22 protein-coding genes and 2 pseudogenes are annotated in these 26,203 nt (G+C 52.6%); 2 read left to right on the top strand and 22 right to left on the bottom strand.

Annotated features, from left to right (window positions below):
* Nucleotides 1–160 precede the first annotated feature (160 nt).
* The 12 genes from ptsP to B9T62_RS03545 all read right to left on the bottom strand — a co-directional run bounded on the left by ptsP (nucleotide 161) and on the right by B9T62_RS03545 (nucleotide 15,361).
* Nucleotides 161–1,873 (bottom strand): phosphoenolpyruvate--protein phosphotransferase, encoded by a 1,713-nt coding sequence (gene ptsP, locus B9T62_RS03600; protein WP_087914008.1) that lies wholly within the window; start codon nucleotides 1,871–1,873, stop codon nucleotides 161–163.
* Nucleotides 1,866–2,141, bottom strand: coding sequence for an HPr family phosphocarrier protein (locus B9T62_RS03595; RefSeq protein ID WP_087920112.1), 276 nt, complete (start codon nucleotides 2,139–2,141; stop codon nucleotides 1,866–1,868). The genes ptsP and B9T62_RS03595 overlap by 8 nt, the downstream gene beginning before the upstream one ends.
* Nucleotides 2,142–2,239: 98 nt before the next feature.
* Complete coding sequence (ptsG, locus tag B9T62_RS03590) at nucleotides 2,240–4,300, bottom strand: glucose-specific PTS transporter subunit IIBC (RefSeq protein WP_087914007.1); 2,061 nt, start codon at nucleotides 4,298–4,300, stop codon at nucleotides 2,240–2,242.
* Between the two features lie 289 nt (nucleotides 4,301–4,589).
* Nucleotides 4,590–5,447, bottom strand: a complete 858-nt coding sequence (glcT, locus tag B9T62_RS03585) for a glucose PTS transporter transcription antiterminator GlcT (protein WP_087914006.1) — start codon at nucleotides 5,445–5,447, stop codon at nucleotides 4,590–4,592.
* A 130-nt stretch (nucleotides 5,448–5,577) separates the two neighbouring features.
* A complete protein-coding gene (locus tag B9T62_RS03580) occupies nucleotides 5,578–7,191 on the bottom strand; it encodes a hypothetical protein (protein ID WP_087914005.1) in 1,614 nt (537 codons plus the stop codon).
* Nucleotides 7,184–7,891, bottom strand: coding sequence for an ABC transporter ATP-binding protein (locus B9T62_RS03575; protein ID WP_087914004.1), 708 nt, complete (start codon nucleotides 7,889–7,891; stop codon nucleotides 7,184–7,186). The genes B9T62_RS03580 and B9T62_RS03575 overlap by 8 nt, the downstream gene beginning before the upstream one ends.
* A gap of 76 nt (nucleotides 7,892–7,967) precedes the next feature.
* Nucleotides 7,968–9,518: a flotillin lipid rafts scaffold protein FloT gene (locus tag B9T62_RS03570; RefSeq protein WP_245864329.1), complete on the bottom strand. Its 1,551-nt coding sequence runs from the start codon at nucleotides 9,516–9,518 to the stop codon at nucleotides 7,968–7,970.
* The gene (locus B9T62_RS03565) at nucleotides 9,518–10,054 is read right to left on the bottom strand and encodes an NfeD family membrane protein (protein ID WP_087914003.1); all 537 of its coding nucleotides are present in this window, start codon (nucleotides 10,052–10,054) and stop codon (nucleotides 9,518–9,520) included. Before B9T62_RS03565 ends, B9T62_RS03570 begins: the two co-directional genes overlap by 1 nt.
* A 205-nt stretch (nucleotides 10,055–10,259) precedes the next feature.
* Complete coding sequence (locus B9T62_RS03560) at nucleotides 10,260–11,423, bottom strand: iron-containing alcohol dehydrogenase (protein WP_087914002.1); 1,164 nt, start codon at nucleotides 11,421–11,423, stop codon at nucleotides 10,260–10,262.
* Between the two features lie 167 nt (nucleotides 11,424–11,590).
* The gene (locus tag B9T62_RS03555) at nucleotides 11,591–13,171 is read right to left on the bottom strand and encodes a UDP-glucose--hexose-1-phosphate uridylyltransferase (RefSeq protein ID WP_087914001.1); all 1,581 of its coding nucleotides are present in this window, start codon (nucleotides 13,169–13,171) and stop codon (nucleotides 11,591–11,593) included.
* Nucleotides 13,172–13,194: 23 nt separating this feature from the next.
* Nucleotides 13,195–14,181: a UDP-glucose 4-epimerase GalE gene (gene galE, locus B9T62_RS03550; RefSeq protein ID WP_087914000.1), complete on the bottom strand. Its 987-nt coding sequence runs from the start codon at nucleotides 14,179–14,181 to the stop codon at nucleotides 13,195–13,197.
* 1 nt (nucleotide 14,182) lies between these two features.
* Complete coding sequence (locus tag B9T62_RS03545) at nucleotides 14,183–15,361, bottom strand: galactokinase (protein ID WP_087913999.1); 1,179 nt, start codon at nucleotides 15,359–15,361, stop codon at nucleotides 14,183–14,185.
* A gap of 215 nt (nucleotides 15,362–15,576) precedes the next feature.
* Here B9T62_RS03545 and B9T62_RS03540 point away from each other — a divergent pair, with 215 nt between their 5' ends.
* Nucleotides 15,577–16,443: an AraC family transcriptional regulator gene (locus B9T62_RS03540; protein ID WP_087913998.1), complete on the top strand. Its 867-nt coding sequence runs from the start codon at nucleotides 15,577–15,579 to the stop codon at nucleotides 16,441–16,443.
* A gap of 78 nt (nucleotides 16,444–16,521) precedes the next feature.
* Here B9T62_RS03540 and mgrA read toward each other — a convergent pair whose 3' ends face one another.
* The 4 genes from mgrA to B9T62_RS03520 form a co-directional block, all read right to left on the bottom strand.
* Nucleotides 16,522–17,526: an L-glyceraldehyde 3-phosphate reductase gene (mgrA, locus tag B9T62_RS03535; RefSeq protein ID WP_087913997.1), complete on the bottom strand. Its 1,005-nt coding sequence runs from the start codon at nucleotides 17,524–17,526 to the stop codon at nucleotides 16,522–16,524.
* A 100-nt stretch (nucleotides 17,527–17,626) separates the two neighbouring features.
* Nucleotides 17,627–18,364, bottom strand: coding sequence for an NAD-dependent protein deacylase (locus B9T62_RS03530; protein ID WP_087913996.1), 738 nt, complete (start codon nucleotides 18,362–18,364; stop codon nucleotides 17,627–17,629).
* A 26-nt stretch (nucleotides 18,365–18,390) separates the two neighbouring features.
* Nucleotides 18,391–19,161, bottom strand: coding sequence for an HAD family hydrolase (locus tag B9T62_RS03525; protein WP_087913995.1), 771 nt, complete (start codon nucleotides 19,159–19,161; stop codon nucleotides 18,391–18,393).
* A gap of 20 nt (nucleotides 19,162–19,181) precedes the next feature.
* Nucleotides 19,182–19,922, bottom strand: a complete 741-nt coding sequence (locus tag B9T62_RS03520) for an alpha/beta hydrolase (protein WP_087913994.1) — start codon at nucleotides 19,920–19,922, stop codon at nucleotides 19,182–19,184.
* Between the two features lie 209 nt (nucleotides 19,923–20,131).
* Between B9T62_RS03520 and B9T62_RS03515 the strand changes: the two genes are divergently transcribed.
* Nucleotides 20,132–21,172: an acyltransferase family protein gene (locus B9T62_RS03515; protein ID WP_087913993.1), complete on the top strand. Its 1,041-nt coding sequence runs from the start codon at nucleotides 20,132–20,134 to the stop codon at nucleotides 21,170–21,172.
* Between the two features lie 30 nt (nucleotides 21,173–21,202).
* Here the strand turns inward: B9T62_RS03515 and B9T62_RS03510 are convergent, their stop codons facing one another.
* The 6 genes and pseudogenes from B9T62_RS03510 to B9T62_RS03490 form a co-directional block, all read right to left on the bottom strand.
* Entirely contained in the window at nucleotides 21,203–22,150 is a 948-nt protein-coding gene (locus tag B9T62_RS03510; protein ID WP_087913992.1) for an ArsR/SmtB family transcription factor, read from the bottom strand.
* Between the two features lie 345 nt (nucleotides 22,151–22,495).
* Nucleotides 22,496–22,619: pseudogene (locus B9T62_RS40150) on the bottom strand (transposase); the annotation flags it as partial.
* A gap of 199 nt (nucleotides 22,620–22,818) precedes the next feature.
* The gene (locus B9T62_RS03505; protein ID WP_087913991.1) at nucleotides 22,819–24,600 is read right to left on the bottom strand and encodes a glycoside hydrolase family 2 protein; all 1,782 of its coding nucleotides are present in this window, start codon (nucleotides 24,598–24,600) and stop codon (nucleotides 22,819–22,821) included.
* 42 nt (nucleotides 24,601–24,642) lie between these two features.
* Nucleotides 24,643–24,735, bottom strand: a pseudogene (locus B9T62_RS40470) (carbohydrate ABC transporter permease); the annotation flags it as partial.
* A 59-nt stretch (nucleotides 24,736–24,794) separates the two neighbouring features.
* Nucleotides 24,795–25,208 (bottom strand): hypothetical protein, encoded by a 414-nt coding sequence (locus tag B9T62_RS03495; protein ID WP_245864328.1) that lies wholly within the window; start codon nucleotides 25,206–25,208, stop codon nucleotides 24,795–24,797.
* Nucleotides 25,209–25,538: 330 nt separating this feature from the next.
* The gene (locus tag B9T62_RS03490; protein ID WP_245864327.1) at nucleotides 25,539–26,102 is read right to left on the bottom strand and encodes a family 43 glycosylhydrolase; all 564 of its coding nucleotides are present in this window, start codon (nucleotides 26,100–26,102) and stop codon (nucleotides 25,539–25,541) included.
* Nucleotides 26,103–26,203: the final 101 nt, after the last annotated feature.

Below are 26,203 nucleotides of genomic sequence, written 5' to 3'. Positions count from 1 at the left end.
TTCCCTCAGCAATAAGCTAGTCCCCCAACTTGTAATGAGAAGCAACTCTGAAATCACAAAGTGGTTTCCTGCATACAAAAAAATCCGGCTCCCAGGTAGGGAGCCGGTAATAGGTAGTTGGAAAAGTGTGATGCTTAAAACAGACAATCAGGAAGAAAACCTATGCATTGATGCTGTGCACCAGCGCAGCCACTTCTTCGGCGGTGCCCATCTGGAGCGCTTTGGCGGCAAGCTCCTTCATATCGGCGGCAGACAGCTTGGAAATCTGGCTGCGTGCCGGCAGGATGGAGGTTGCGCTCATGCTGAACTCATCCAGACCCAGACCCAGCAATAGCGGAATGGCGGTGGAGTCACCGGCCATTTCGCCACACATGCCAGTCCATTTGCCTTCGGCATGGGCGGCGTCGATGACGATTTTGATCAGGCGCAGGATGGCCGGATTGTACGGCTGATACAGGTAGGATACCCGTTCATTCATACGGTCTGCAGCCATCGTGTATTGAATCAGATCGTTGGTGCCGATGCTGAAGAAATCAACTTCCTTGGCGAACTGATCCGCCAGTACGGCAGTGGAGGGAATCTCCACCATGATGCCGAGCTGGATGCTATCGGAGACCTCATGGCCTTCGCCGCGAAGCTTCTCCTTCTCTTCCAGCAGCAGGTCGCGGGCAGCCCGGAATTCACCAAGTGTAGCAATCATCGGGAACATAATCCGCAGATCGCCATGGGCGCTTGCTCTCAAGAGAGCGCGCAGCTGGGTGCGGAAGATATCCTGACGGTCCAGACACAGACGGATCGCCCGGAATCCGAGGAACGGGTTCATTTCCTTCGGAAGATCCAGATAGGGCAGCTCCTTGTCACCACCGATATCCAGGGTACGCACAACAACCGGTTTGCCCTTCATGTTCTCGATTACAGTACGGTAAGCATTGTACTGGATTTCCTCGGAAGGCAGCTTGTCGCGGCCCATATAGAGGAACTCCGTGCGGTACAGGCCAACGCCTTCCCCACCGTTCTCGATTACACCATTCACATCGTTAGGCGTACCGATATTGGCGGCCAGCTCAACATGTTTGCCATCGGCAGATACGGTTGGCTCATCACGCAGCTTCTTCCATTCCGCAATCTGCAGATCGTAAGCTTCCTGCATCTTGGTGTACTCTGCTACTTCGGCTTCGCTCGGATTGATCAGCACATCGCCATTCAGTCCGTCCACAATAATCAGGTCGCCGGACTTCACTCTCGACAGAATATCCTTGGTGCCTACAACAGCCGGAATTTCCAGCGAACGGGCCATAATCGCCGAGTGCGAAGTGCGTCCGCCGATATTTGTAGTGAAACCTTTAACGAATTTGCGGTTCAACTGTGCGGTATCCGAAGGCGTCAGATCAAGGGCGATGACGATTACCTCTTCGCTGATCTCCGCCGGGCTTACATAATGGATGCCCAGCAGATGGTTCAGCACACGTTTGGTTACGTCACGCATATCAGCGGCACGTTCCTGCAGGTACGCGCTTTTCATATTCTCGAACATTTCGATAAATTGACCGGCTACTTCATTCAGGGCATAGTCCGCATTAACCGATTCCTCACGAATTTTGTCCGCTACAGGATTGATCAGTTCCGGGTCATCCAGAATCAGCAGATGGGATTCAAAGATCTCTGCTTTCTTCTCTCCCAGCTCTGCCAAAGTACGCTCCTTGATCACCTGAAGCTCGGCTTTGGATTTCGCCAGGGCATCATTCAGCTTGGCTACTTCAGCTTCCGCATCCTGTACGGCAGTCTTCGTAATCGTATAATCCGGATGTTCCAGGATAAAGGCACGGGCTACCGCAATCCCTGCTGAAGCCGCGATTCCTGAAATCTTATTCATGCAGCTCTCCCAGCCCTTCTTTAATCATCACTTCCTGCAGTGCGCTCAGCGCTTCCACTTCTTCGCTGCCTTCTGTGATCAAGGTCAAGGTATCGCCTGCTTCAAGGCCCAGGGACAATACGCCCAGAATGGATTTCAGCGTTACTTTTTTGCCTTTCGCTTCAGCGTAAGCTTCTGTACCTTTGAATTTTGTTGCTGTATTTACTAGGGCAGTAGCCGGACGTGCGTGAATTCCGTCTTCGTCAATGATTCTGAATGTTTTTTGCATAATAATGTCCACTCGCTTTCTATTCATTAGATTAGTTTGGTATATGGTGAAGGCTGCGCTCCCTCCAATTATAAAGGAAGCGCTGGGCCATTGCACATTTACTGAATAGTGATGATGTCTTTGTCGCCGATGGATACCTTGCCCGGCTTCTTGAGTGTAACCGATGAACCTTCCGGCAGATTGGAGAAAATAACCGGTGATATCACAGATGGCGCGTTCGCCTTCACGAACTCCAGGTCAACCTCCATAATCGGCTGTCCTGCAGCAACCAGCTGGCCTTCTTCGACCAGGATGGTGAAGCCCTGGCCCTTCAGCTTAACTGTATTTACGCCGATATGGACAAGCACTTCCTTGCCGCCATCGGACATAATGCCGATCGCATGTTTGCTTGGGAAGACGTTGAACACTTTGCCGTATACCGGCGAAGCTATCTTGCCGTCATCCGACAGGAAGGCAAATCCATCCCCGGTCATCTTCTGTGAGAACACCTGGTCCGGAACCTGGGTGATATCCAGCAGCTCACCGTTGACCGGGGAGACGATATCTTCCGGTATAATGGCCTCGCCTTCTTCCCCTGCCTGCTTCTCCAGCTCCGGCTGCGGAACGACCGCCGCCGCAGGGGCTGGTGTACGGCCATTCATCACATCTTGAATCTGCGACTTGATCGTATCCGAACGTGTTCCGAAGATCGCTTGGACATTATTACCCACTTCCAGCACGCCTGATGCGCCTAATTTTTTCAAGCGGCTCTTATCCACACCCGCTTTGTCCTTAACCTCGACACGCAGCCGTGTGATGCAGGCATCCAGATGGGTAATATTCTCCTTGCCCCCCAGTGCGGACAGGATGTTGCGCGGCAGATCATCGCCTTGCTTGGAAACCGAAGCCAGATCCTCATTCGCATCGTCTTCCACATCCTCTTCACGGCCGGGTGTCTTCAGATTGAACTTGCGGATAACAAACCGGAAGCCGAAGTAGTAGATCACTCCAATGGCCAGACCTACCGGAATGACCAGCCACCACTGGGTACGGTTCGGAATAATTCCGAAGAGCACATAGTCGATGAACCCCCCGGAGAAGGTCATGCCGATCTTGACGTTGAGCAGTTGCATGGTCATAAACGACAGCCCTGCGAACACAGCATGCACCGCGAACAAGAGTGGTGCCACGAACAGGAAGGAGAATTCCAGCGGTTCGGTGATCCCCGTCAGGAACGAGGTCAGCGCTGCAGAAATCATCAGACTTCCGACAATTTTCTTGTTCTTGGTTTTCGCTTCGTGATAGATCGCCAGCGCTGCGGCTGGAAGACCAAACATCATAAACGGATATTTACCTGTAGTAAATGTACCCGCCGTCAGTGTCACTCCATCCGTCAACTGCTTCATGAAGATACGCTGGTCCCCGCGAACCAGTTCACCCGCCTTATCCACATAGCTGCCAAATTCATACCAGAACGGTGAATAGAAAATGTGATGCAGACCAAAAGGAATCAGCGAGCGCTCAATCACCCCGAAAATAAAGGCAGCCAGGGTTTTGTTCGTATCGATCATACTCTGCGAGACATAGTTCAGACCCTCTTGAATCGGCGGCCAGATCTGCGTCAGCAGCAGACCAAGCAGCAAGGACGTAACTGCCGTCATAATGGGTACGAACCGCTTACCGGCGAAGAATCCGAGGTAAGACGGCAGCTCGATGCGGAAGAAGCGTTTGTACATCTCCGCAGCGAGCACCCCGACGAGAATCCCTCCGAACACTCCTGTCTGAAGTGTAGGAATACCCAGTACAGAGGAATAGGCAAAGTTGCCTTGACTTAGTACATAATCATTCACGCCTTCAACGGTTCCCATCGTAATATTCATTACAAGGAAACCAATAATGGCGGCCAATCCCGCTACCCCTTCACCGCCGGCAAGGCCTATGGCCACACCCACCGCGAACAATAATGCGAGATTATCAAATACCACTTGCCCTGAATTCATCAGAACACTCGCAACACCTTGCACAACATTATTCTCTAGCGCTGGAACATACTGGAGGAAGTCAGGGTTAACCAACATGCTGCCTATCCCCAGCAGGAGACCAGCTGCGGGCAGAATAGCGACGGGAAGCATCAAGGCTTTACCGACCCTCTGCAGAACGCCGAATAACTTCTTAAACATCAAAATTCACTTCCTTAATCAAATTTTCGGCAAGACAGACACCAAAAAAGGCATGAGCAATACAGTACGGAGATTGAAATCTAACTTTAATAATAAAGTTAGATTGCCCAGACAAAGGGCTAAACAACCAAAATACTGTAAATCACTCATGCCTGATCGAATCAGTTACACGTTGGTATGCTGTTGTGAAACGGATACCGCTCTTAACGAGGGCGGCAAAGCCATTTCTTCTTGTTTCAGTGGAAATTGTAGCATCTATGAATAGATAATGCAAGCAAAATTCTGTGGCCTATCTTTCCGGTTCATCTTCCTTTTTCTGGGATAACCTTTGCAAATGTATGGTTAGATAGCTGACCTCCGCAGGATAGACGGGAATGCGCATCCGCTTCTCAATGACTTTGGTGATCTTCCAAGCAAGGGTGTACATTTCGGGATATTCCCGTTTCATCAGACCGTCCAGCGATGACGTCTCCCGCACGGCTTCCCCTCGACGAAGCCGTTCCAGCACGAAGCGCAGATGGGTCACAAGTCTGGAATAGTCCAGCGAATCACGCGGGATGCGGTATTCCAGAATATTCTCCACCAGCCCGACCAGATCCCCGATCAGTTCGGAATGCTGCTTCACCTCGGAGATATGCCTGTTGCTGATCGCACTGACAATATGCAGCGCTACGAAACCGATCTCATCCCCCGGCAGATTAGCTCCCATCACTTCATTGATCCGGGCTATCGCATATTCGGCCAGCTGGTACTCTTCCGGGTAGATCTCCCTGGTCTCATATAGAAAAGGGTTATGAATGGCTATATTCTGTTCATTGCGGCGGATGGCGAAGGATAGATGATCTGTCAAGGCAATATGAATATGCTCATTAAGCTGCTGGCGGCTGCTCTGCATAATATGCAGCACAATTTCCTGTACCACCTCAATCAGCTTCTCATCCACCTGTGGAACCAGCTGCTTGTATTGCTCTTGCTCCTCCTGGCTGCGCAGAATGAACATCTTCTCTACGGAGGAGAGATTTATACGATCACGCGTTTTGCGGTTAAAGCCAATTCCCTTGCCGATGACAACTACCTCGGAATATTGGGGATGATCTGCAATAATAACATTATTGTTCAGCACCTTGGCTACGGTAATGCTGCTCAAACTGAACACCTCTTTGCTTTCTGAATACCTGACTTACGGCAGCAGCCCGTTCAAGAGGCGGCACGACTAGATTATACATGGGCAGCAGGCTAAACATCAAGGCAGGGCAGTAAAAAGAGGCAACGACCCGCTATTTTACCCGGAAGGTTCTGACCGAAAATTTGTTGACCAGCAGCAAAGCCCCGACTATATAGGCCATGGTTGCCAGCAGCACATAAAAAGCAAAAACGGTGGAATCACTCTGAAAACGAAGGCAAATAATACAAAGCGCCACTACAATACTGTTCACAATGGTGAAAAAAGGATTCTTCACATTCAGCTCAGTGCTATAAGGCTGGAAGATATAATACATGGACAGATGGTGCACCGAGACAAACAAGGAGAGCGACAGAATGGTTACCCAGTAAAGGACCACATCTGCCAGTAACCAGACATGACCTGAAAGCAGGATTAGCAGGGATACGGACATACAGATGGCCAAGGCGGGAATCAGGTTCAGCAGACTGAGGCGGATCAGACGGATTCTGAAGTTGCTGAGGATCGAGTTCTTCTCCCGGTAGAAACCATAACGCAGCAGGCTGAGGTCACAATTGTAGAACATCGCCTTGCAGACACGTTCCCCAATAGACGCATAGAACATCACAAGTACAAATGCCGACAGTGTTCCGGCCAGATAAGCTCCAAGCGCCGAGAATGTGTCGGGTGAGATCCAGCGGGTCACCAGCCCTGCGGCAAGCAGTGCACCGATAAGGGTAAGCCTTCTTTGGATTGGAGCAACCAGCAGGCGCTTGTGCCTGGAGAAGAAAATCGCGTTCAGGTAAGCATATCCCTGTTTGCCTTTGTATCGGTCTACACCCGGAGACTCTCCGCTATAATCCGTCTCTTTAGTGCTGACTTCCGCTACCCGGGCTTCCCTCATCATCCGGCCCATGTCCAGCAGCGGATCATCAATTTTGGTCACGGCGTTAACCGCACTGCGGTAATCCGGGTAACGGGCAATATAGATTCCAGCTACCAGCCCAAGCAGCACAATTCCGGACATGACCGGAACGCTAAGCAATATGGAACTAGTGAACAATGGCTGCTTATAGTAGAGCATTCCGAAGGCAAGCAGATAACCTGCGCCGATGACGGACCAGACCCAGACATTATTCTTGACCAGTACCCTATTCTTGCGGGTAAACACCAGCAGATTCAGCGCCTCCGTGACGGTCCGCCATGCACTCAGCAGCAGTGTAAGAACCAACCCGTGCCAGAGCGGGGCACCCAGCAGCGAGACAAACAACAGCAGCGCCGGGATGGAATATACCGTGAAACTGAAGACCTTCAAGACAAGAACAGCATGCATATAGTCGGCAGCGGGAATTCTCATCAGCTTGACCGCTATGTATTTATCTCTTTTGGGCTCCAGAATGAATACATTGGACGCAGCGGCCACAATAAAGCTTAGGCTTACAAAGATATGCAGAAATAAAGAATATTGCTCATCCAGAGGTAAATCACCCGCAGCCAGCTTAATCGGCCAAAAAATAACAATTCCTAAATAAGCAAATCTGGACAAGAAACCCCAGATCAGCTTCAGTATAGACACAAAAATTACCAAATTCCGCTTAAGTCCGGCACGGGCGTACATGTGCTCGTTCAGCAGCTTGCCTACAGCAGGAATTCTCATAAAATAATACATGAACCGGTTGGCACCCGACGAGCCTTTGATCCTCTGAAGGGTCAGCAGCGTTCTAAGCATGTTCCCCATCCCTCAGCAGTTCAATAACCTGCTCTTCAAATTCCGGACTACGCAGGGTTTCCGGTGGAATCTCCTGAAGATAACCATTGTTCAGTATGACCAATTCATCACACAGATCGGCGGCCAGCTGCAGGATATGAGTGGAGAAAATAATAATATGATCCTGCTTCATCTCCCGCAGCAGCTTCTTAATCTCCAGCGCCACCACCACATCAAACGAGGTCAGCGGCTCGTCCAGCAGGATCAGCGGCGGCCGGGAGATGATGAAGCACAGCATCTGAATCTTGTTCTTCATGCCATGCGAATAACCTTTGATCAGCCGGTGGCGATCTTCCTCCTCAAACTTGATAATCGAGAAATAGTCCTCAAGTGTCCGTCCGGGATCAATCTTGTCCTGGTTGATATCCATGTAGAATTTCACGAATTCGTACCCAGTGAGGAATTCAGGCAGAATGGGCAGCGAGAACACATACCCGATGTCCCCCTCCTCCAGCGGACGGCTGACTTCCTGCTCGCGTAGAAACGCCGCCCCGCTGTCCATGCCGGTTTCGCCGCTCAGGCAATTGAACAAAGAGGTTTTGCCGGCTCCGTTGCGTCCAAGCAGTCCATAGATCTTGCCTTGCTCAAATGTGAAGTCGATGCCTTTCAATACCTCTTTGTTGCCAAAGCTCTTGCGGATATTATCCAATTGCAGCTGCATCAGCACATCCTCCTGTCTCCTAAATTAAGAATTAGCCGGACTGACCCGCAGTCCGGCTAAAGGTTACTTGCTTGTGTCATTGCCCGAGATCTTCCGGCAAAGAGCCAGGAGCCGCAGGTTTAGCAGGCATTGCCGGAAGACTGGCTGCAGACTGGGCAGCCGGAGCTTCGGCGGACTTATGAGTCAGCTTCTTGATCAGCGACTCCACATCAATGCCAGAGACACTCTTCAGCATCTCGGGAGCAGTGGACATCAGCTCAGTGACATAATTGCTTACACGCGCCGCCCCGGCGCCATTGCCGGTATCCACCACTGTCAGCTTATCGATGGAAGCAAGCGGCTGAGCGATTTTGCCGGCCAGCTCAGGCAGCATTTTGACGATTATGTCGAGAATGGCAGCTTCGCCGAACTTGGCAAAGGCCTCGGCCAGCTTCTCCTTGGCTTCCGCTTCCGCCAGACCGCGCAGCCGGATAACCTCGGCATCTGCAGTACCTTTGGCCAGCTCGGCATCGGCGACCGCCTGGCCTTCCAGACGCTTCTGCGCGGAGGTCGCTCTTGCCTGCGTCTCGATGCTATACTGGATCGCATCGGCTTCACGCATTCTCTTCGCCTTGTCAGCCTCCGCTGCCTGCTCTACCGCATAACGGTCCGCTTCGGCCTTCTTCTTCACTTCCGCGTCATACTGCTTCTCACGGACCAGAATTTCCTTGTCCTGGAGATCAATTTCGCGCATCTTGCGCACCAGCTCCACCTTCATCTGCTCTTCCACCACTGTCTGCTTGCCGCGTGCTTCCTGGATGAAATAGGCCTGATCGGCTTCTGCCTTCGCAGTATCCTGGTCCCGCTTGAACGCTGCCACCTTCAGCTGGTTCTCTTTGGAGGCTTCCGCGATGTTCGTATCGCGCAGCAGCTCGGCTTTCTGGCCTTCCTCTTCCGCCGAAGCCTTCTGAATCCGGGCATCACGCACGGCCTGAGCCTCCGCGATCTCCGCATCCCGCTTCACGGCCGCGATCCGCGGCTTCCCGAGCGCCTCAAGATAGCCGTGCTTGTCACGCACATCCTTAATGGTGAAGGAGACGATCTGCAGACCCATTTTCTTCAGATCTCTTGCAGCCACACCCTGAACCTCCTGCGCGAAGCGGTCACGGTTGCGGTAGACCTCTTCAACGGTCATCGTGCCGAGAATGGCACGCAGATGGCCTTCCAGCACCTCCTGGGCTTCACTCTTCAGCGACTCAATCGGCTTGCCCATGAACTGCTCTGCCGCTGTAGCTACGTCCTCCGTGGAACTGCCTACCTTGATAATGGCTACCCCATCGGCAATAACCGGTACGCCTTGCTCGGTATATACCTCAGGAGTGGTAACATCCAGCTTATGGGATAGCAGCGACATAAATTCAGCCTTCTGGAAGATAGGCAGAATAAATGCACCGCCGCCCCGTACAATCTTGATCTTGCGGCCGGAGCCGTCATCGGACAAATGGTTCTTCCCGAGAAACGAGCCGGTTACGATCATGCCTTCATCCGGTCCTACTGTCCTGAAGCGTGCCCAGAATGCCAGACCGAGTACAATTAGAACAGCGACAACGACTGCTGGTATGAAGAAATATTCAGGAATTTCCGGCATTACATATCCTCTCCTTTTCGCTTTTCGAATTCTGATACCATTGCTACGCCTTCCTTAACTTCCACTACTACAACCTTGATGCCTGCCGGAAGGAGCTCCTGATCGAAGCTTGCTGCGGTATGCAGACTGTTGCTCGCCCCGAATCTGACCATAATTTCACCGTATCCCTGTGCAGGAACCGGAACCATCACTTCGCCTATTCTGCCAGGCAGCTCACTCATCGAGAACCCGCTCGACATCTCACTCTTATCCATCGGCCTTACGAAGCCGAGATACATCAGTACGCCCAGGAACCCGGCAGCCAGCAGCGACAACGCCGCAACCGGACCCGCCTCCAGTGCGCTATAGCGGGTAAGCAGAATGCCTGCTCCGCCAAACACGGTTACCGCGCCTGCAAGAACAGTGGGATTCAGGAAATGAAAGGATACCGCATCGAACATTCCATCCAGCGCATTGCCGATCAGATCTCCCACCACGACGCTGACCACGGCAAAGATGACGCCAAGCACCAAGCAGCCCAAATACAGCGTTTCCAAAGTTAACTCCTCCCGTCTAATTTCAGGACTGTCATACTCCTTTAAACGTGCAAAGTACGCCCTTGGTTTCACAATCTTTGGGTTAAATCCCAAAAGAGCAGGATAAACCGCATCTTTTCACTGGCCAGAGCACTCAACGGGTGCACAAAAAAGCAGCCCATCCCCATGGAAAAGAGATGGACTGCTTCGGTGTTATAAAGGCGATTTAAAGCGCCAGCTTGTAAATCTCGACCACATCTTCGCGGTTCAGCTTGCGGAAGTTACCGAACGGACCGAAACGGACTGCCTTGTCGGCCATCACGCCAAAATCGCTGTCGTCGATATCGTAGTCGCCCAGCACCTTCGGCGCGCCAATGGAATCCCAGAAGCTGCGCAGCGCTTCAATCCCTTCCAGACCGGCTTGTTCGTCGGTTTTGCCAGAAGGATCAATACCGAATACCTGAACAGCCAGCTGGCGGAAACGGGCCGGATTCGTGCTCAGGTTGTATTTCATCCACTGCGGGAACAGAATGGCAAGTCCGCCGCCGTGTGGAATATCATATACCGCGGAGACGGCATGCTCGATGTTGTGAGTGGCCCAGTCTCCTGCAAAACCCATGCTGACCATACCATTCAGCGCCATCGTGCCACAGTACATAATTGTCTCCCGCAGCTCGTAATTCTCAAGGTCGTCAATCAGCTTCGGAGCCGTTTCGATCACAGTGCGCAGGAGCGTCTCACAGAAGCCGTCCTGCACCAGCGTATTGCCGTCAGTGTGGAAATAATGCTCCAGCACATGGGACATAATGTCCACCATTCCGTAGACCGTCTGGTCGCGCGGCAGGGAGAAGGTATTCTCGGGATCAAGAATAGAGAACGCCGGGTAGGCATGGATGCTGCCCCAGCCCATTTTCTCCTGGGTGACTTCGTTCGTAATGACCGAGCCGTTGTTCATCTCGGAGCCGGTGGCCGCCATGGTCAGCACGGTTCCCAGAGGCAGAGCGTCCTGCGCTGCCGCCTTGCGCTCTACGAAATCCCACATATCTCCGTCATATTTAGCCCCAACAGCAACCGCCTTGGCACAGTCAAGCACGCTGCCGCCGCCTACGGCCAGAATCAGATCAATCTTATGCTCGCGGCACAGCTCTACGCCCTTATGAACTGTGGACAACCGCGGGTTCGGCTCTACGCCGGACAGCTCGGTTACAACCGCATCCAGCTTGGTCAGCTGGGCAATAACTTTATCATACAGGCCGCTGCGTTTAATGCTGCCGCCGCCATACATCAGAAGCACGTTCCGGCCGTATTTCGGCACTTCAGTCTGGAGTGTGTCCAGGGTACCTTGTCCGAAGATCAGCTTGGTCGGATTATAGAATTCAAATTTACGCATATGGGTAGTCCTCCATTAGTGCTCGAATGTGATGCCTAACATATTATAAACCTCTGGGGAGCGGCATTCAAATCGGCTGGGGCCAATTCAGCTCCCGGCTGGGAACGAACAAAAAGAGATGCCCCAGCCCATCCGGCCAGGGAACATCTCTTCATAACTACTCCGGCTTACAAGGCGCCGAAGCTCTGCAGGAACCGGCGGAAGGCAGCCTGCCCTTCCGGGGTACGCTTGTAGACGCCGGCATGCTCCAGAATATGGGTGAACTTGATGCCCACCTCATTCTGGACCGTCCGCACGGCCTCCTCGCGCGCAAGGCCTGTGCCGAAGCGCTCCACCAGCTCTTCCGCCCAGCCCGCGTGCTGCGCAAGCGGATGAGCGGCATCGCTTCTCAGCGCTTCAAGCACCACCGCATCGCCGGCCAAGACGCCGGCAATGGCATCCAGCTCTTCCTTCAGCCGTCCCGGCAGAATCGCCAGGCCCATCACCTCAATCAGGCCGATATTCTCCTTCTTGATGTGGTGCATCTCCCGGTGCGGGTGAAAAATCCCTTCCGGATACTGCTCACTGGTGCGGTTGTTGCGCAGCACCAGGTCCATCTCGAAGCTGCCGCCCTGGCCCCGGCGCACAATCGGAGTCACCGTGTTATGCGGCTGGGTGTCACCCTCCACTTCACTGAAGGCCAGCACCTCGGCAGCAGGATCGCTGTAATTCTTCCAAGCCTCATACAGCGCGTTGCCGCATTCGAGCAGAACCGCCGGGTCCGCCCCATTCAGACGCAGCACAGACATCGGCCATTTCACGATCGACAGGCTTACGCCGGGATAGGCTGGATGTGTAAAGGTCTGCTCATTCGGAGCCTTCTGGATCGGGAACGTATGGCGCCCGCCCTGGAAGTGGTCATGCGTGAGAATCGAGCCGCCCACAATCGGCAGATCGGCGTTGGAGCCGATGAAATAATGCGGGAATGCCTCCACGAAGCCAAGCAGGCGCTTCAGCGTATCCTTGGTCAGCTTCATGGGCACATGGTCATGATGGAAAATGATGCAATGCTCGTTATAGTACACATAAGGTGAATACTGGAAGAACCATTTCTCCTTATTCAGCTCCAGCGGAATAATCCGCAGATTCTGGCGGGGAGGATGATTGACTCTTCCGGCATAGCCGACATTCTCGCGGCAGAGCAGGCATTTCGGATAGACCGGCGGCGGAAGCAGCCGGGCCATGGCGATTTCCTTGGAGCTTTTCTCCGGCTTGGACAGATTGATCGTCATCTCGATATCGCCATAAGGCGATTCCTGCAGCCAATATACGTTCTTGGAAATACGGTCCATGCGGATATAGTTGGAGTCAATGCTCAGCTTGTAGAAACGGTCGGTAGCCGCCTCGATCCCTTGCTCAGCCTTGAGCGCATAGAATTCACGGTTGACCTCGGAAGGCCGGGCCATCAATAAGCCCATGGTGCGCGCATCCAGCAGATCACGGTAGGTATCGGTATTCTCCGGGATTAAGCCGATCTGGTAACCGTACTCCATCAGTACATCCAGCGGAGCCTGAGGACCCTCCAGCTCACTCTGGTCTGCTTCCCCGGCATAAGGCTCACTGAACCCAAACTGGTCCAGCAGCGCGTTGCGGCTATAGTCGAAATCCGCTTCAGCAATCAGCTGCCGGCGCAGCGCGAACAGGACCAGCTGTTCAATCGCATGCTGTGCCTGCTGCGCGGCAGGGGTAGTGTTCTTGTCGTTGTCCATCTTGATTCTCCTTCTAGTTGATGTTATTCCCCATACCCCTGCGGATTGGCTGAATGCCAGCTCCAGGCACTCTGAATGATGTTCTCAAGATCGGCATGCTGCGGATTCCAGCCCAGAATGGTGCGGGCCTTGTCTGAAGAGGCTACCAATACAGCCGGGTCGCCGGCGCGGCGCTCCTGAATGACTACAGGAATCTCCAGACCGGTAACCTTCTTCGCAGTCTCGATCACCTGTTTAACAGAGAAGCCCGTACCATTGCCCAGGTTAAAAATGCTGCTGTCGCTGCCGCTGCGCAGATAGTTCACCGCTCGTACATGCGCATCCGCCAGATCGCTGACATGGATGTAATCGCGCACGCAGGTGCCGTCTTCCGTCGGGTAGTCTTCGCCGAAGACCGCGATGCTCTCGCGCTGCTTCAGCGCGGTTTGCAGCACCAGCGGAATCAAATGGCTTTCGGGACGGTGATCCTCGCCAATTTTACCGCTGGCATGGGCACCTGCTGCATTGAAGTAACGCAGAGCTACGTATTTGATCCCCAGCACCTTGTCAAACCAGGCCATCATACGTTCCATGGTCAGCTTCGTTTCACCATATACGTTAGCCGGCTCGGTGCGGTCGGTTTCTTCAATCGGCACCTTTTCCGGCTCACCGTAGGTCGCTGCAGTGGAGGAGAATACGATTCTGCCGACACCGGCCTCCTGCATCGCGCCAAGCAGGCATTGTGTGCCATACACGTTGTTGTCATAATATTTCACAGGGTCCTTCATGCTCTCGCCCACCAGGGAGCTTGCCGCAAAATGAATGACTGCATCAATCTGATTCTCCGAGAACAGCTTGGCCAGCAGCGCCTTGTCACGCAGATCGCCTTCGTACAGCTTGCCGCCCAGCAGCGCCTCGCGGTGCCCTGTCAGCAAATTGTCGATTACCACTACTTCCTCACCCCGGTCCAGCAGCTCAGCCACCGTATGGGAACCGATATATCCCGCTCCGCCTGTTACAAGTATTGCCATCTTAATTCGCTCCCTTCAGCTGTTCGACACCATTGCCGATGCCGCATACATAGAATTCGCCGTCCAGACCGGTTCTGGTCTTGTAGGCTTCTCCAACTTCCTTGATGAACCGCTCCACATCATCCTCATGCACCAGCGATACCGTACAGCCGCCGAAGCCTGCACCAGTCATCCGTGAGCCAAGGGTACCCGGAATCTTCTGTGCTTCCTCCACCATGACGTCCAGCTCTTCACAGCTGACTTCGTATAGATCCCGCAGGGAGGTGTGAGAGTCATTCATATATTGACCGAACTGCTTCAGGTCATTGTTCTTCAGCACTTCCACCGAATCGAGCACACGCTGGTTCTCTTCTACCACATGCTGCGCCCGGCGTCTGACTGTCTCATCTTCAATCTTGCCTTGATGCGCTTCGAACTGCTCCGGCTTCAGCTCTGCCAGGTAGGAGAGCGAAGGAACTTCCTTCTGCAGAATGGCCAGTGCTTCATCACATTGCTGGCGACGTTCGTTGTATTTGGAGTCCACCAAACCGCGTTTTTTGTTCGTATTGCCGATCACCAGCTTATAAGCTCCGGTTACAAAAGGCACCAGCTCATACTCCAGCGTATCGCACATCAGCAGAATGGCATGATCACGCTTGCCGTTGGCTACGGCGAACTGGTCCATGATGCCTGAGTTAACGCCGACGTACTGATTCTCTGCACGCTGGGACAACAGGGCGATCTCCACGGTATCCGTTTCCGCACCTTCCAGTGTCAGCAGGGCATAAGCGGTCAGCACCTCCAGGGATGCAGAGGAAGACAAGCCGGAGCCGTTCGGGATATCGCCATGGAACAAGAGGTCATAGCCTCTGGTTACCGGAGTGCCTTTTTTCTGAAGTTCCACCATGACACCCACTGGATAATCAATCCACTCGTTTGACTTAAGCTTGCCGATTTCACTGACCATCAGCGTGGCCACATATGGAAGATTAGTAGAAGCGAAATGAATCTCATCATCGCTGCGCGGACGCACGACCAGGGTTGTCCCGAATTCCAGGGCTGCCGGCAGCACGTAACCTCCGTTATAATCCAGATGCTCGCCGATCAGATTAACACGCCCCGGTGCGTAGAACACCTGCGCTTCAACCCCGTCCTCCCCATATTTCTCAATAAATTTCTGTTTCAGATCCTGAATGCTCATGAATGCCACTCCATCCTTTCGCTGATTGGACTTAACGTTGTCTTGACATGCCTGCTTCCCTGCTACCATTATAATAAAAACAGAGTCCATCCGGTAATGCAATCATGTGTGTAATGTATGGATAAATGTGACTTCCAGCTATATAATAACTATACTTTAACTCTGCCTGAACTCTGCTGCGAGTCTCCCAGGCAACCAACGGAGGTAGTCCATGTATGGAGCATACGTATAAGGTAGGATCCAATCCTGTTTATTATGATAAACAGAACCTGCATGTTTTATTTGCCGGTGAGAGTCAGACCCTGCCGATGCATCAGGCCGGACCGAAAATCTATGATTATTATCTGCTGCATTACATAGAGACCGGGAGTGGCATCTTCCGCACCGAGGAGCGCAAATATGAGCTGGGGGAGGGCGATTGCTTCCTGATTCATCCCGGCCAGCTGGTCAGCTACATCTCGGACAAGCAGCACCCCTGGCGCTACCGCTGGGCAGCCTTCAGCGGAAATGAGGCGGACCCGCTTGTCCGGGAGGTTGGCTTCAGCCCGCTGAAGCCGGTGCTTGCAACCGCCGAGCAGAGCGTCATTCCTGAAGCGCTCTCCTCCATGCTGCTGGCCTTCAACGCCCATAAGGACAGCGCCAGACTCACCTCGCTGGGGTACTTGTATCTGATTATGGGTGAAGCAGCTGAACGGCTCACCTCCTCCTCGCGGCTGCCAGGAGCAGATTCGCAGGTGCAGCGGACCGTGAAACAGATGCTCTATTATATGGCTTCACAGTATGCCCACCCAGTCTCCATCGAGCAGATGAGTGCCAGCCTCGGCTATAACCGGGCCTATCTCTCACGCATCTTCAAGCAGGAAACCGGCCTGTCTCCCGTCACCTATCTGCTGAAGCTGCGGATTGAGAAATCCCGTCAGCTGCTGCGGGAGCGGCCGGAGCTGTCCGTGGAACAGGTTGCCGCCTCCGTGGGGCTGACGGATGCACTCTATTTCTCGCGCCAATTCAAGCGCTTCTGCGCAGAGTCGCCCACCTCCTACCGCCTGAAGACCGCCCGGTACGGGGATCAGACCTCTTCTTAGGAGACGCAGGCCGCTCCAATTACAGCAAAAGCCCGCTCCTTTCGCGAAGAAGGAGCCGGGCCGCTTGTGGTTTCGTTGTTACGCTTCATCGCTCTTCTTAAGAATGGTCTCGATCCGTTCCAGCTCCTCGGAGGTGAACTCGGTGTGGGACAGGGAAGCAATATTCTCTTCGATCTGGCTAATCCGGCTGGCTCCGATCAGCGCCGAGGTAATCTTGCCTCCGCGAAGTGCCCAGGAGATAGCGAACTGGGCCAGGCTCTGCCCGCGTGAAACCGCCAGCTGGTTCAGCGCACGGATCTGGCGCAGCAGCTCCGGCGTAATCCGGCTCTCGTTCAGCGCCGTAGAAGGTTTCGCAGCCCTTGACCCTTCAGGAATGCCATTGAGATATTTATTGGACAGCAGCCCCTGGGCCAGAGGCATAAAAGCGATGCTGCCCATCCCCTGATTCTCCAGCACATCCTGCAGCCCGCCTTCTATCCAGCGGTCAAGCATGGAGTAGCTGGGCTGATGAATCAAGAGAGGTGTGCCCAGCTGCCGCAGAATCTCCACAGCCTCGACAGTCTGCTCTGCGGAGTAATTGGACAAACCTGCATACAGCGCTTTGCCGGAGCGGACGGCATAATCCAGCGCCTTCATTGTCTCCTCCATAGGCGTTTCCGGGTCCGGGCGATTCGAATAATAGATATCCACATAATCGACGCCCAGTCTGGCAAGGCTCTGATCAAGGCTTGCCAGCATTGACTTGCGCGAGCCATAGTCCCCATAAGGCCCGGGCCACATCGAGAAGCCCGCCTTCGTGGAGATCACCAGCTCGTCGCGGTAAGCTGCCAGATCCCGGGCCAGCACCTTGCCGAACAATTCCTCTGCCGATCCGGCAGGCGGACCGTAATTATTGGCCAGATCAAAATGGGTAATGCCGAGGTCAAATGAACGCAGAATCATCTCGCGCCCGTTCTCATACGAATCGATCCCGCCAAAGTTATGCCACAGCCCCAGCGAGATGGCCGGCAGCTTCAGACCCGACCTGCCGCAACGGTTGTAGCGCATCTCTTCATAACGTGTATCGCTTGCCGTATATCCCATTGCAGTTTCGCCGCCTCTCAGTTACTCAGTTGTCATGATACCCTACTATAAACCAGTCGAAGCGATTGTAATCCATCTTGCTGAAATCTATAGAGATCCATTACAGCAATTGTCCGACAGCTTCCATCACCTGACCGATCCGGTCGGTAATAATCAGATCTGCCTGATGGTCATACGGAGTCGGGTCGCCATTGAGCAGCACGGTGTGACTGCCGCGGAAATAAGTAATCAGACTGGCAGCGGGTTGAACCGTAAGAGAAGTGCCGCCAATCATAAGCAGGTCGGCGGCAGCAATCGCCTCCACTGCCTCCATTAGCACCGCTTGATCAAGCGCTTCTTCATACAGCACTACGTCCGGCTTGATGATCCCGCCGCATTCGGTGCATCGCGGCACAACCGCTGTCTTCTCCAGCAGCTGCTCCAGCCCGTAATACCTGGAGCAATCCATGCAGTGGTTGCGGTGAATCGATCCGTGCAGCTCAAGCACCTTGCGGCTTCCCGCCAGCTGGTGCAGCCCGTCAATATTTTGAGTAATGACGGCCTTGAGCTTGCCTTGCCGTTCCAGCTCGGCCAGCAGTTGGTGAGCTCCCCCGGGTCTGGCATCGGGATGAATCATTTTACTGCGGTAGAAATCAAAAAAAATGTCCGGCGAGGACATAAAAAAGCTGCGGCTGAGCATGACTTCAGGCGGATAAGGGGAATGCTGCTCCGTCTGATAGAGACCCGCTGCCGAGCGGAAATCGGGAATGCCGCTTTCCGTAGAGGTTCCGGCGCCGCCGAAAAAAACGATATTGCTGCTGTTCTTGATCCATGAAGCCAGGGTCTGCTGTGAGTCCATAGCCGTTTGCACATCCTCTCTTGCTTCTATATATTAACGGTAATCTTCAGCTCATCATAGCCGGTAATCAACCTATCGGCATCGGCTAAATGCTCCTGAGCGCCGGGTGAGGCTATACCAATCGTGAGGCTGAGGCCTGCGCCCCGGCCCATCTGCATATCGGCATTGCTGTCGCCAATCAGAATCGTCTGCTCCGGGTCCAGTCCCAGCTCCCGGCAAGCCGTCTCGGCCATCTCGGGCGCCGGTTTGCCGTGAATCACTCTGTCCCTCGTTACCACGGTTCCGAAATAACCGGATATGCCTAGCCACTCCAGATGCTCTGCCGTGCTTTGTGCCTCATCTGAGGTTACGACTCCCAGCTTCAGTGAAGCCCCGGCGCATTGCTGCAGGAAGGGCACAAGCCCTGGTAGCGGGTGAACCGCCCGCGACTTGCGCAGCTCATTCGATGCTTCCTTGGTCATATTCATTACCCGGGTCAGAGCCTCATTCCACGGCACTCCGGCGCTGTACAGCTGCCAGGCAAGGATACCATGTGTCTCCTCGGGGGTTGCCATCGAGAAAGGGCCTGAAGGATCATAGCCGGTCAACTGCCCCGCTCCATTATGCGAGGTGCCGAGCACCCCGTCTTTGCCTCCGGTGAAGCTCCCGCCGATCAAGGTCAAATGAGCCTCCATGCTGCGGATGACCAGCTCTGCCCAGGTTCCCCAGGTCGCCATTAAATCAAGCAGGGTACCGTCTTTGTCAAACAAGATGCCCTGGCAAGCAATGGCTTGGCCGTTCACATGTAGAATTGGCACTTCTTCTTCTCCCTTCAGAACTAGCGCAGATTGCCCAGCCAATCCAGCATCGATGCGGCGGTACGTTTCTGCTGCTCTTCTTCGGTTATCGTTGCCTTTCCGTCGCCCTTCTGCTCACCATAACTTCCGAACTGGGCATGATTGCCCCCCTGCACCGAATAATACACGGTATTATCGGGCAGATAGTTACGCCCTTTGCGGTAGCTGGCCAGGTCCATAACCCCGTCTTCCGTCCCCAGAATGGACAGCACAGACAGGGTTGTACCCTTTAAGCTGCCTTTCTCATCGGGATAGGAAGCGAGGAAGAATACACCCTCTAGCTGGTCGGGATGCTCCGATGCGTAACGCGAAGCCATCACTCCGCCAAGCGAATGGCCGCCAATGACAAAGCTGAGACCGGGATGCACACGAATGATATCTGCAGCGGCATCTCCTTTGGTCACAGCCAGATTGAACGGCATCTTAGCGATATAAAAAGGATGACCGGCTGCAGCAACCGACCGGGCCAGCGGAGAATAGGCCTCCGGCTTCACGAGCGCTCCCGGATACATAATAACCGCGGTGCCGGTTGAGACCGCAGGCTCAAAAGTAATCCAGTTGTCATTCTGCTCCACTGTTACGCCGCCGCTGGAGATCAGCGCGGTTTCGGCCTTCTTTTCCGGTGCATAGGGGGTCAAATACCTCCAGATGAACAAGCCTGCCACAACCAGGATGATCGCAACCACTATTAATACACGGCTTTTGGTGATAATTCTCTTCACTAGGCTCCACTCCCGGCTGTAACTGCATCTTTCACAGAAAATTATAGAGGAATCTCCCCCCGCAAACAACCTTCAAGACATCGCCACAATTGCACCGGATGATAGCGCTTTCTAATGTGAGTTAATTCACAATTACTTTGACGAAAATCATGTATTTTAAAATTAAACTATATAAGATGAACTTTTATTTGTTCAACTGGGGGCCGATCATGTTGGAGGATCATTCGCTGCAAGCGCGTGGAGAAACCTTTTTTCTGAACCTGCGCTTCATGCTGATAGTTACAGTATTTGTGGGCAACGCCATTGAACCGCTGATCGGAAACATGAGCGGGTTGCATAGTCTTTATCTGTGGATCTTCAGCTTCCATATGCCCCTGTTTGTACTTGTTACCGGCTATTTCGCCAGAAAAAGCCTGACCGGGACGGCAGGCTGCAAGGTGCTGCTGCAACTCGCAACACAATATCTTATTTTTCAAAGCCTATACTCGCTGCTTGATGTTTCCCTCTTCCATGTGTCCAACATCCATCATTCCTTCTTCGCCCCTTATCTGCTCTTATGGTTCCTGGCCAGTCATGCCTGCTGGCGTCTCCTGATGCTTGGGATGGGCAGATGGTCCACAGGTGCACAAATCACCTTCGCCGTAACGGCGGGAGTAGCCGTCGGATATTTGCAGCTTGACGGTGTCTGGTTCAGCATCAGCCGCACATTCGTATTCTTACCCTTCTTCGTAATCGGCTACCATTTTTCGTTCGGCATGTTCGTCAAATGGGTTCAGAAATACGTCAAAATTGCCGCAGCCGCATTCTCCGTCCTGATTTTTGCCGTTCTGGCCGCAATAGGCTCCGAGTTTCCGCTGGGCTGGCTCTACGGGAGCATGACTTATATGCAGCTTGAGGCGATCGAATGGTATGCAGGTCTGTACCGGCTTGCAGTATACGCTCTGCAGATCACCGCCTCCCTGGCTTTCCTCGGCTGGGTGCCTTACCAGGTGAGCCGTATGACCGACTGGGGCCGCCGCACGCTTTATGTCTTTCTGCTGCACGGCTTTATCGTCCGTTTGGCCGCCGTTTCCGGATTGTATGCCTATATCGGCAATGCCGCCGGCACAGTTGTCCTGCTGCTCTGCGCAATTCTCTCTACTGTACTGCTGGCCCAACCCGGTGTTAAACATCTGCTCCACCCGCTTGTTGAGCCGTCCGTCGACTGGATGATCACCCTGCAGCGCGCCGCTCTCCGCCGTACTCCCTGACTCTGGCGAGTATGAAAGAGTAGACTGCCGTTATAAGTTATCCTCAGCCTGATCCATCGTATATTTCACCTGCATCAGAATATGCTGTTCATAATCCCCGAATTGACGGCCGAACAGGTTCAGCCCGCCCTGATGCACAGCATCAGGGTTAATTCCAATGCGCAGACGCAACTTGGGACTCTGATCCATCTGAAGATCATTCAGAGCAACACCAGACACCTTCTCCATATCAAGCGTCGTCTTCTCATGGTCAACACGCCAGGTTTTGAGAAACCCATATTGAGTGGAGCCGTCAAACCACCAATTCGGATTCAGCTTGCCCCGCCGGTCACCGAAATCACCAGGACTGGTCCACATGCCAATCTCCGCATGATTTACCCATACAGAAATATTCGAAGGCCAGTTCTGGTCATAATTCGGTGCTTCGGAACACATCTCCATAGACAGCTCAAGCGACTCTATTCTCGCTCCGGCAGGGATATCCATAGGCAGCAAATATTCCAGGAAGCCTTTGCGGAGCCAGATCAGCTGGGCGTTGACATGTTTAGGGTGATAGAAGCTCGCCGGTTCATCCTCCTTGATAAGCATGCCCTCGGCATTAGCCATCCCGCAGGTGGGGGATACCTCACAATCGCTATAATGGCCAATCGGCATCTCTACCTCATAGACATGCGTCACTCCGGTAGACATCGGTTTCTTCAGGTTCAAGGTAATGTGAAGATCGTCATAATTCCTGCTGCAGACTTTCATCGCCCCGCGGGATGCCGGAACCAATTCGGTATGAATTAACTCAGCCGCCTCCAACACTTTGATATTGCTCGCTACCGTGGAGACCGGAAGCTTCAGCTTCTCGGCAATTTCGATAATATTTAAGTTTTTGGAGTTTAATAGCCGAAGAATATCAACCCTGGAACGAGTGGATAAGGCATGGGTTACCGTGACCAGTTTGTCCGGGTCACTCAAGCTAAGTTCCAGCACAATTCAGCTCTCCTTATTTCCTATTCATTATATTGGCACAAAACCAAAATCAGCGGTTGCCCCTAGTGAATGATGCCCGCTACGGGTTCGGAGGGTTCTTACGATCGGTCTTTAAAGGCGAACACTACCGTTTCTCCAGAATCCCTCCGCCCCTCCGCTCTGTTCACTCGTATAGTCAAACCCTGATTTTTAGATCGAGTATTATATTTATCTTACTTCTTAATGTAGTGAAAAACAATTAGGGCCTGGTACATCTACTATGCGATGGACGATGGAGATAATGTGAACCACCGGATGTATGTGAAGGAGAATACATCAGCAGACCCCACGCAGGGGGCCTGGCAGGACAAAATAAGAAGGATTCCAAAGATTATCTCCCCGCAATTTCTTGCTTGATCTTAGGAAACTCTTTAAACAAAAGTCTCGCGGAAACACCCTTTAACGCTTTAATCATATTAGGTACTGAATGGCATAGACGTAACCTCGTAAAGGGATTATTGCAATAGTCACCTAAACATCTGTCGGATAGTTAGTGTGGCATAAGCCACACCCTATCCGCAGTGTTCTAACTCACGACTGAAGTCACGAGTTTGCGATAACTATCTATCAATTACGGGACGCGGAAGCGTTGAAAGATGTGCCATTGTGTAACTCCTTCTATATAAGTATTAGTTATGGAGATGCATCATAATATTGCGAATGGTTGCGAGCGGCGCTTTGGGCTTTCTGTCATAAGTGAGCAAACCATTGATTTCCTGCTCGACATCTGTTAACTGGGTATAGCAATAACCCTGGATCACCGGCGAAGTGAACATCGGGTCCACCACAGCCTTAAGCTTAATCAAGAAATCCGCTTCATTCTCCGCCCCGGAATAACCCCAGCCCTCCCAATCGCTTTTCTTGAAGGCAATTCCGCCAAACTCCGATACAAGAATGGGCTGGCCTTGATACGAAGCTCCGCCTACAAAAATCTTCCGGTTTGCCGGCATCGCATTCACGGCGGATTCTGCCGTGGCATATCTCTCTTCCAGCACTTCTTGACGACTCTCATAGTCGTGAATGGTTACCAGGTCGGTAGTCATATGCTCCCATCCATCGTTATACACCACAGGCCTCATCGCATCCAAGGATTTCGTTAAGTGATACATAGCCAGTCCGTGCTGCTGCTGCTGGATGTCAATCTGAACATTGGGAACCCCCCAACTCTCATTCAGCGGAACCCAGGCCACAATGCTTGGATGGTTATAGTCGCGTTCGATGATCTCCTGCCATTCCGCAGTGAAACGGCGGACATACGCCTCGGAATATTCGTAGGCATTGGCTGCTTCGCTCCATACCAGCAGGCCAAGCTTGTCACACCAGTACAGGAAACGGGGATCTTCTGTCTTCTGGTGCTTCCTAACTCCGTTGAACCCCATTTCCTTCGCCAGCTCCACATCGCGTTTCAGAGCTTCGTCGGAAGGTGCAGTTAGAATGCCACCAGGGAAATATCCCTGATCCAGCACCAGTCTCTGGAAATACGGGCGGTTATTCAGGCATAGCCTGCCATCCTCAATCGATACCTTGCGCATGCCGAAATAACCGGCGACTTCATCGATAATCTCCTCATTCCGAACTAGCCGGAATTGAATGTCATACAGGTTCGGATGCTCCGGGCTCCATAGACGCCCCAGACCGTGATCCGTGAAATCACCCAGACCAATGGTCCGAAGCTGCTCGGCAGCCCCGACTCTATATTGATCTTCTGCAACCACTTCACCGCCATAGGATATCGTGATGCTCAGCTTGAGATCATCGGCAGCCTTAAACCCCTGCAGGAACATCCGAAGCCGGATTTCATTGCGGTCAATGTCAGGCGTCATCATAGTTTTAGTGAGATGCACCGCAGTCAGCGGTTCAATCCAGACGCTCTGCCAGATGCCGGTTGTGCGGGTATAGAAGATGGCGGCTGACTGCTCAAGCCAGTATTGCTTGCCCCTCGGCAAGGTTACATCCCGGCTGAAATCCTCCGCGCGCAGCACAATGGTGTTGCTTCCTTGGATCAGCGAAGCGGTGATATCTGCCTGAAATGGCGTATGTCCGCCTTCATGCGTGGCCACCAGCTGCCCGTTCACCCAGACTTTGGCCAAATAATCTACGGCTCCGAAATGAAGCACGATCCGCTTGCCGTCCCAATCCTCTGGGATCTCAAAGGTCCTTCTGTACCACACCACGTCATGAAAAGAAGGGTCTTCAATGCCGCTCAGCTTACTCTGAAACGCAAAGGGCACTTGGATGGTTCGTGCAAAAGCGGGGGCATCAGCCAGGTACCATGCTTCTTCCTCACCAACGCCTTCGTCATCAAAACTAAAATCCCATTCTCCATTCAGGCTTAGCCACTCTTTACGGAGAAACTCGGGCCTCGGATACTCCGGACGCGGAACTTGTGTATGGGCTGCTTCTGTCAACATGGTCTACTTCACTCCTATTGTCTATTTTCATGTATTGGCCTGCTATCCTTTAATCGAACCTACGTAAACACCTTTAACAAAATATTTTTGCAGGAACGGGTATACCATTAATATAGGAAGCGTTGAAAGCCATATGGCTCTGAGCGCTGTCAATAACTCCCCCGCCTGCACTGCCGATTGATGTTGCGGTTGCGTCATTGGCTACCAATATTTCCTTCATTATACGGAGCGATACCGTAAAAGCCGAGTAGCTTGCCATTGTCGGTGACCGTGGTTTTTCTTCTCGATTCCATATCTCCCTCAACCGGATAGGCTGAGTAATCGCTTGGAATGACTTCATCGTAGACGTCGCCGAGGTATGTATCATTCAAGGAAAGATTGACTTCGTTGATTTGCTCCTCTGTGGGTGCTTTATTGCCGCGTATGTCTCCGCTGAGATCCGAGAAGGCAACCGGCTCTTTGTCTGTGGATACATTCTCTTGGTTGAAGAAATTCGAATCAGCCCCATTCTGCGGCTTGTTGCCACTGCATGCGGTGACAGTCGAAACGATCAGTATTGAGGCAAATAAAAGACTTAAAAAACGCTGTACATTGTTCTTCCTGCGCAACCTCCCTCTTTAATCTGCGATTGATACAATTATTTCGTATCTTAAACCGAATTATAAGCATGTATATTCATTTTGTCAACGCTTACAAACTACTTTTATGTAATACTAAACGTCGTAATTATATAAATCATATGCTCTGACAGAATGATCTTGGAATAAAAATCCTCATCACAGCCTATGTACAAGCTGGTTATATCTACATTTCTCCTGCATATAAGCCCTTATCCAAGACTAGAAACCAGAACATATACAGGTTCGCAAGAAAAAGCTATTTGTTACAATTATTCTGTAACAATTAGCTTTTTCAAAGAGGAATATTAAGTTTCTTACTCACCCGAAGGGACGGCTATAGCATGAGTATCGCTGCAGGGTATCGCTGCAGGGAATCCCGCAATCCGGTGTTCCATCCGGGTTCCACCCGAATTTCTGAATACGGGTTGCACGCAAAGACACGTCCGCTCCGGCAGCCGGAAGCGCATGATAGACGATCCAGTCCTCCCTGTCATCCGGTGATCGGGTGAAGCTATTGTGTCCGGTAGCATAAATTCCGTTCTCTACACTTTTGCAGAATACAGGTGACATGGATTTCTCCCATGATAGCGGTTCCATAGGATCAGCCGCTTCGCTCATGGTGAGCATCCCCAGTGCATAATCCTCAGACCACGTTGTGCTGGCGGAATATACCAGGCAAATAAGGCGGTTCCGCTGCAGGATCACCGGACCTTCGTTAATGGCCATACCGCCTTGTTTCTCCCAAGACAGCGTTGGTGCGGTAAGCAATCGATGCTCCCCTTCGAGCGTCCAGGGATCGCTCATTCGCATAATGTAAATCGCCGAACCATATTCAGGGAAATGTTCATATCCCGCCCTGCCGGCAGTCGCGTCATCCGACAAAGTTCACATTGCCCGGTAGAAAAAAGCGGGTTTTTGTGATAGACTCACTAATAACAATCGCACGTCTACTCTTTGACGCGGTAATCGTTTAGTGCCCATTC

The organism is Paenibacillus donghaensis (assembly GCF_002192415.1).
Lineage (GTDB): Bacteria > Bacillota > Bacilli > Paenibacillales > Paenibacillaceae > Paenibacillus_AQ > Paenibacillus_AQ donghaensis.
Note: the sequence above shows the minus strand (reverse complement) of the source record. Positions and strands in the feature narration are given on the sequence as shown.

Excerpts from the sequence above, each read along its gene's own strand:
- ptsG (WP_087914007.1), bottom strand. The coding sequence starts at position 4,300 with ATGTTTAAGAAGTTATTCGGCGTTCTGCAGAGGGTCGGTAAAGCCTTG.
- B9T62_RS03505 (WP_087913991.1), bottom strand. The coding sequence starts at position 24,600 with ATGTTGACAGAAGCAGCCCATACACAAGTTCCGCGTCCGGAGTATCCG.
- B9T62_RS03570 (WP_245864329.1), bottom strand. The coding sequence starts at position 9,518 with ATGCCGGAAATTCCTGAATATTTCTTCATACCAGCAGTCGTTGTCGCT.
- B9T62_RS03555 (WP_087914001.1), bottom strand. The coding sequence starts at position 13,171 with ATGGACAACGACAAGAACACTACCCCTGCCGCGCAGCAGGCACAGCAT.
- B9T62_RS03560 (WP_087914002.1), bottom strand. The coding sequence starts at position 11,423 with ATGCGTAAATTTGAATTCTATAATCCGACCAAGCTGATCTTCGGACAA.
- B9T62_RS03575 (WP_087914004.1), bottom strand. The coding sequence starts at position 7,891 with ATGCAGCTGCAATTGGATAATATCCGCAAGAGCTTTGGCAACAAAGAG.
- B9T62_RS03540 (WP_087913998.1), top strand. The coding sequence starts at position 15,577 with ATGGAGCATACGTATAAGGTAGGATCCAATCCTGTTTATTATGATAAA.
- galE (WP_087914000.1), bottom strand. The coding sequence starts at position 14,181 with ATGGCAATACTTGTAACAGGCGGAGCGGGATATATCGGTTCCCATACG.
- B9T62_RS03545 (WP_087913999.1), bottom strand. The coding sequence starts at position 15,361 with ATGAGCATTCAGGATCTGAAACAGAAATTTATTGAGAAATATGGGGAG.
- B9T62_RS03595 (WP_087920112.1), bottom strand. The coding sequence starts at position 2,141 with ATGCAAAAAACATTCAGAATCATTGACGAAGACGGAATTCACGCACGT.
- B9T62_RS03515 (WP_087913993.1), top strand. The coding sequence starts at position 20,132 with ATGTTGGAGGATCATTCGCTGCAAGCGCGTGGAGAAACCTTTTTTCTG.
- ptsP (WP_087914008.1), bottom strand. The coding sequence starts at position 1,873 with ATGAATAAGATTTCAGGAATCGCGGCTTCAGCAGGGATTGCGGTAGCC.
- mgrA (WP_087913997.1), bottom strand. The coding sequence starts at position 17,526 with ATGGGATATACGGCAAGCGATACACGTTATGAAGAGATGCGCTACAAC.
- B9T62_RS03530 (WP_087913996.1), bottom strand. The coding sequence starts at position 18,364 with ATGGACTCACAGCAGACCCTGGCTTCATGGATCAAGAACAGCAGCAAT.
- B9T62_RS03580 (WP_087914005.1), bottom strand. The coding sequence starts at position 7,191 with ATGCTTAGAACGCTGCTGACCCTTCAGAGGATCAAAGGCTCGTCGGGT.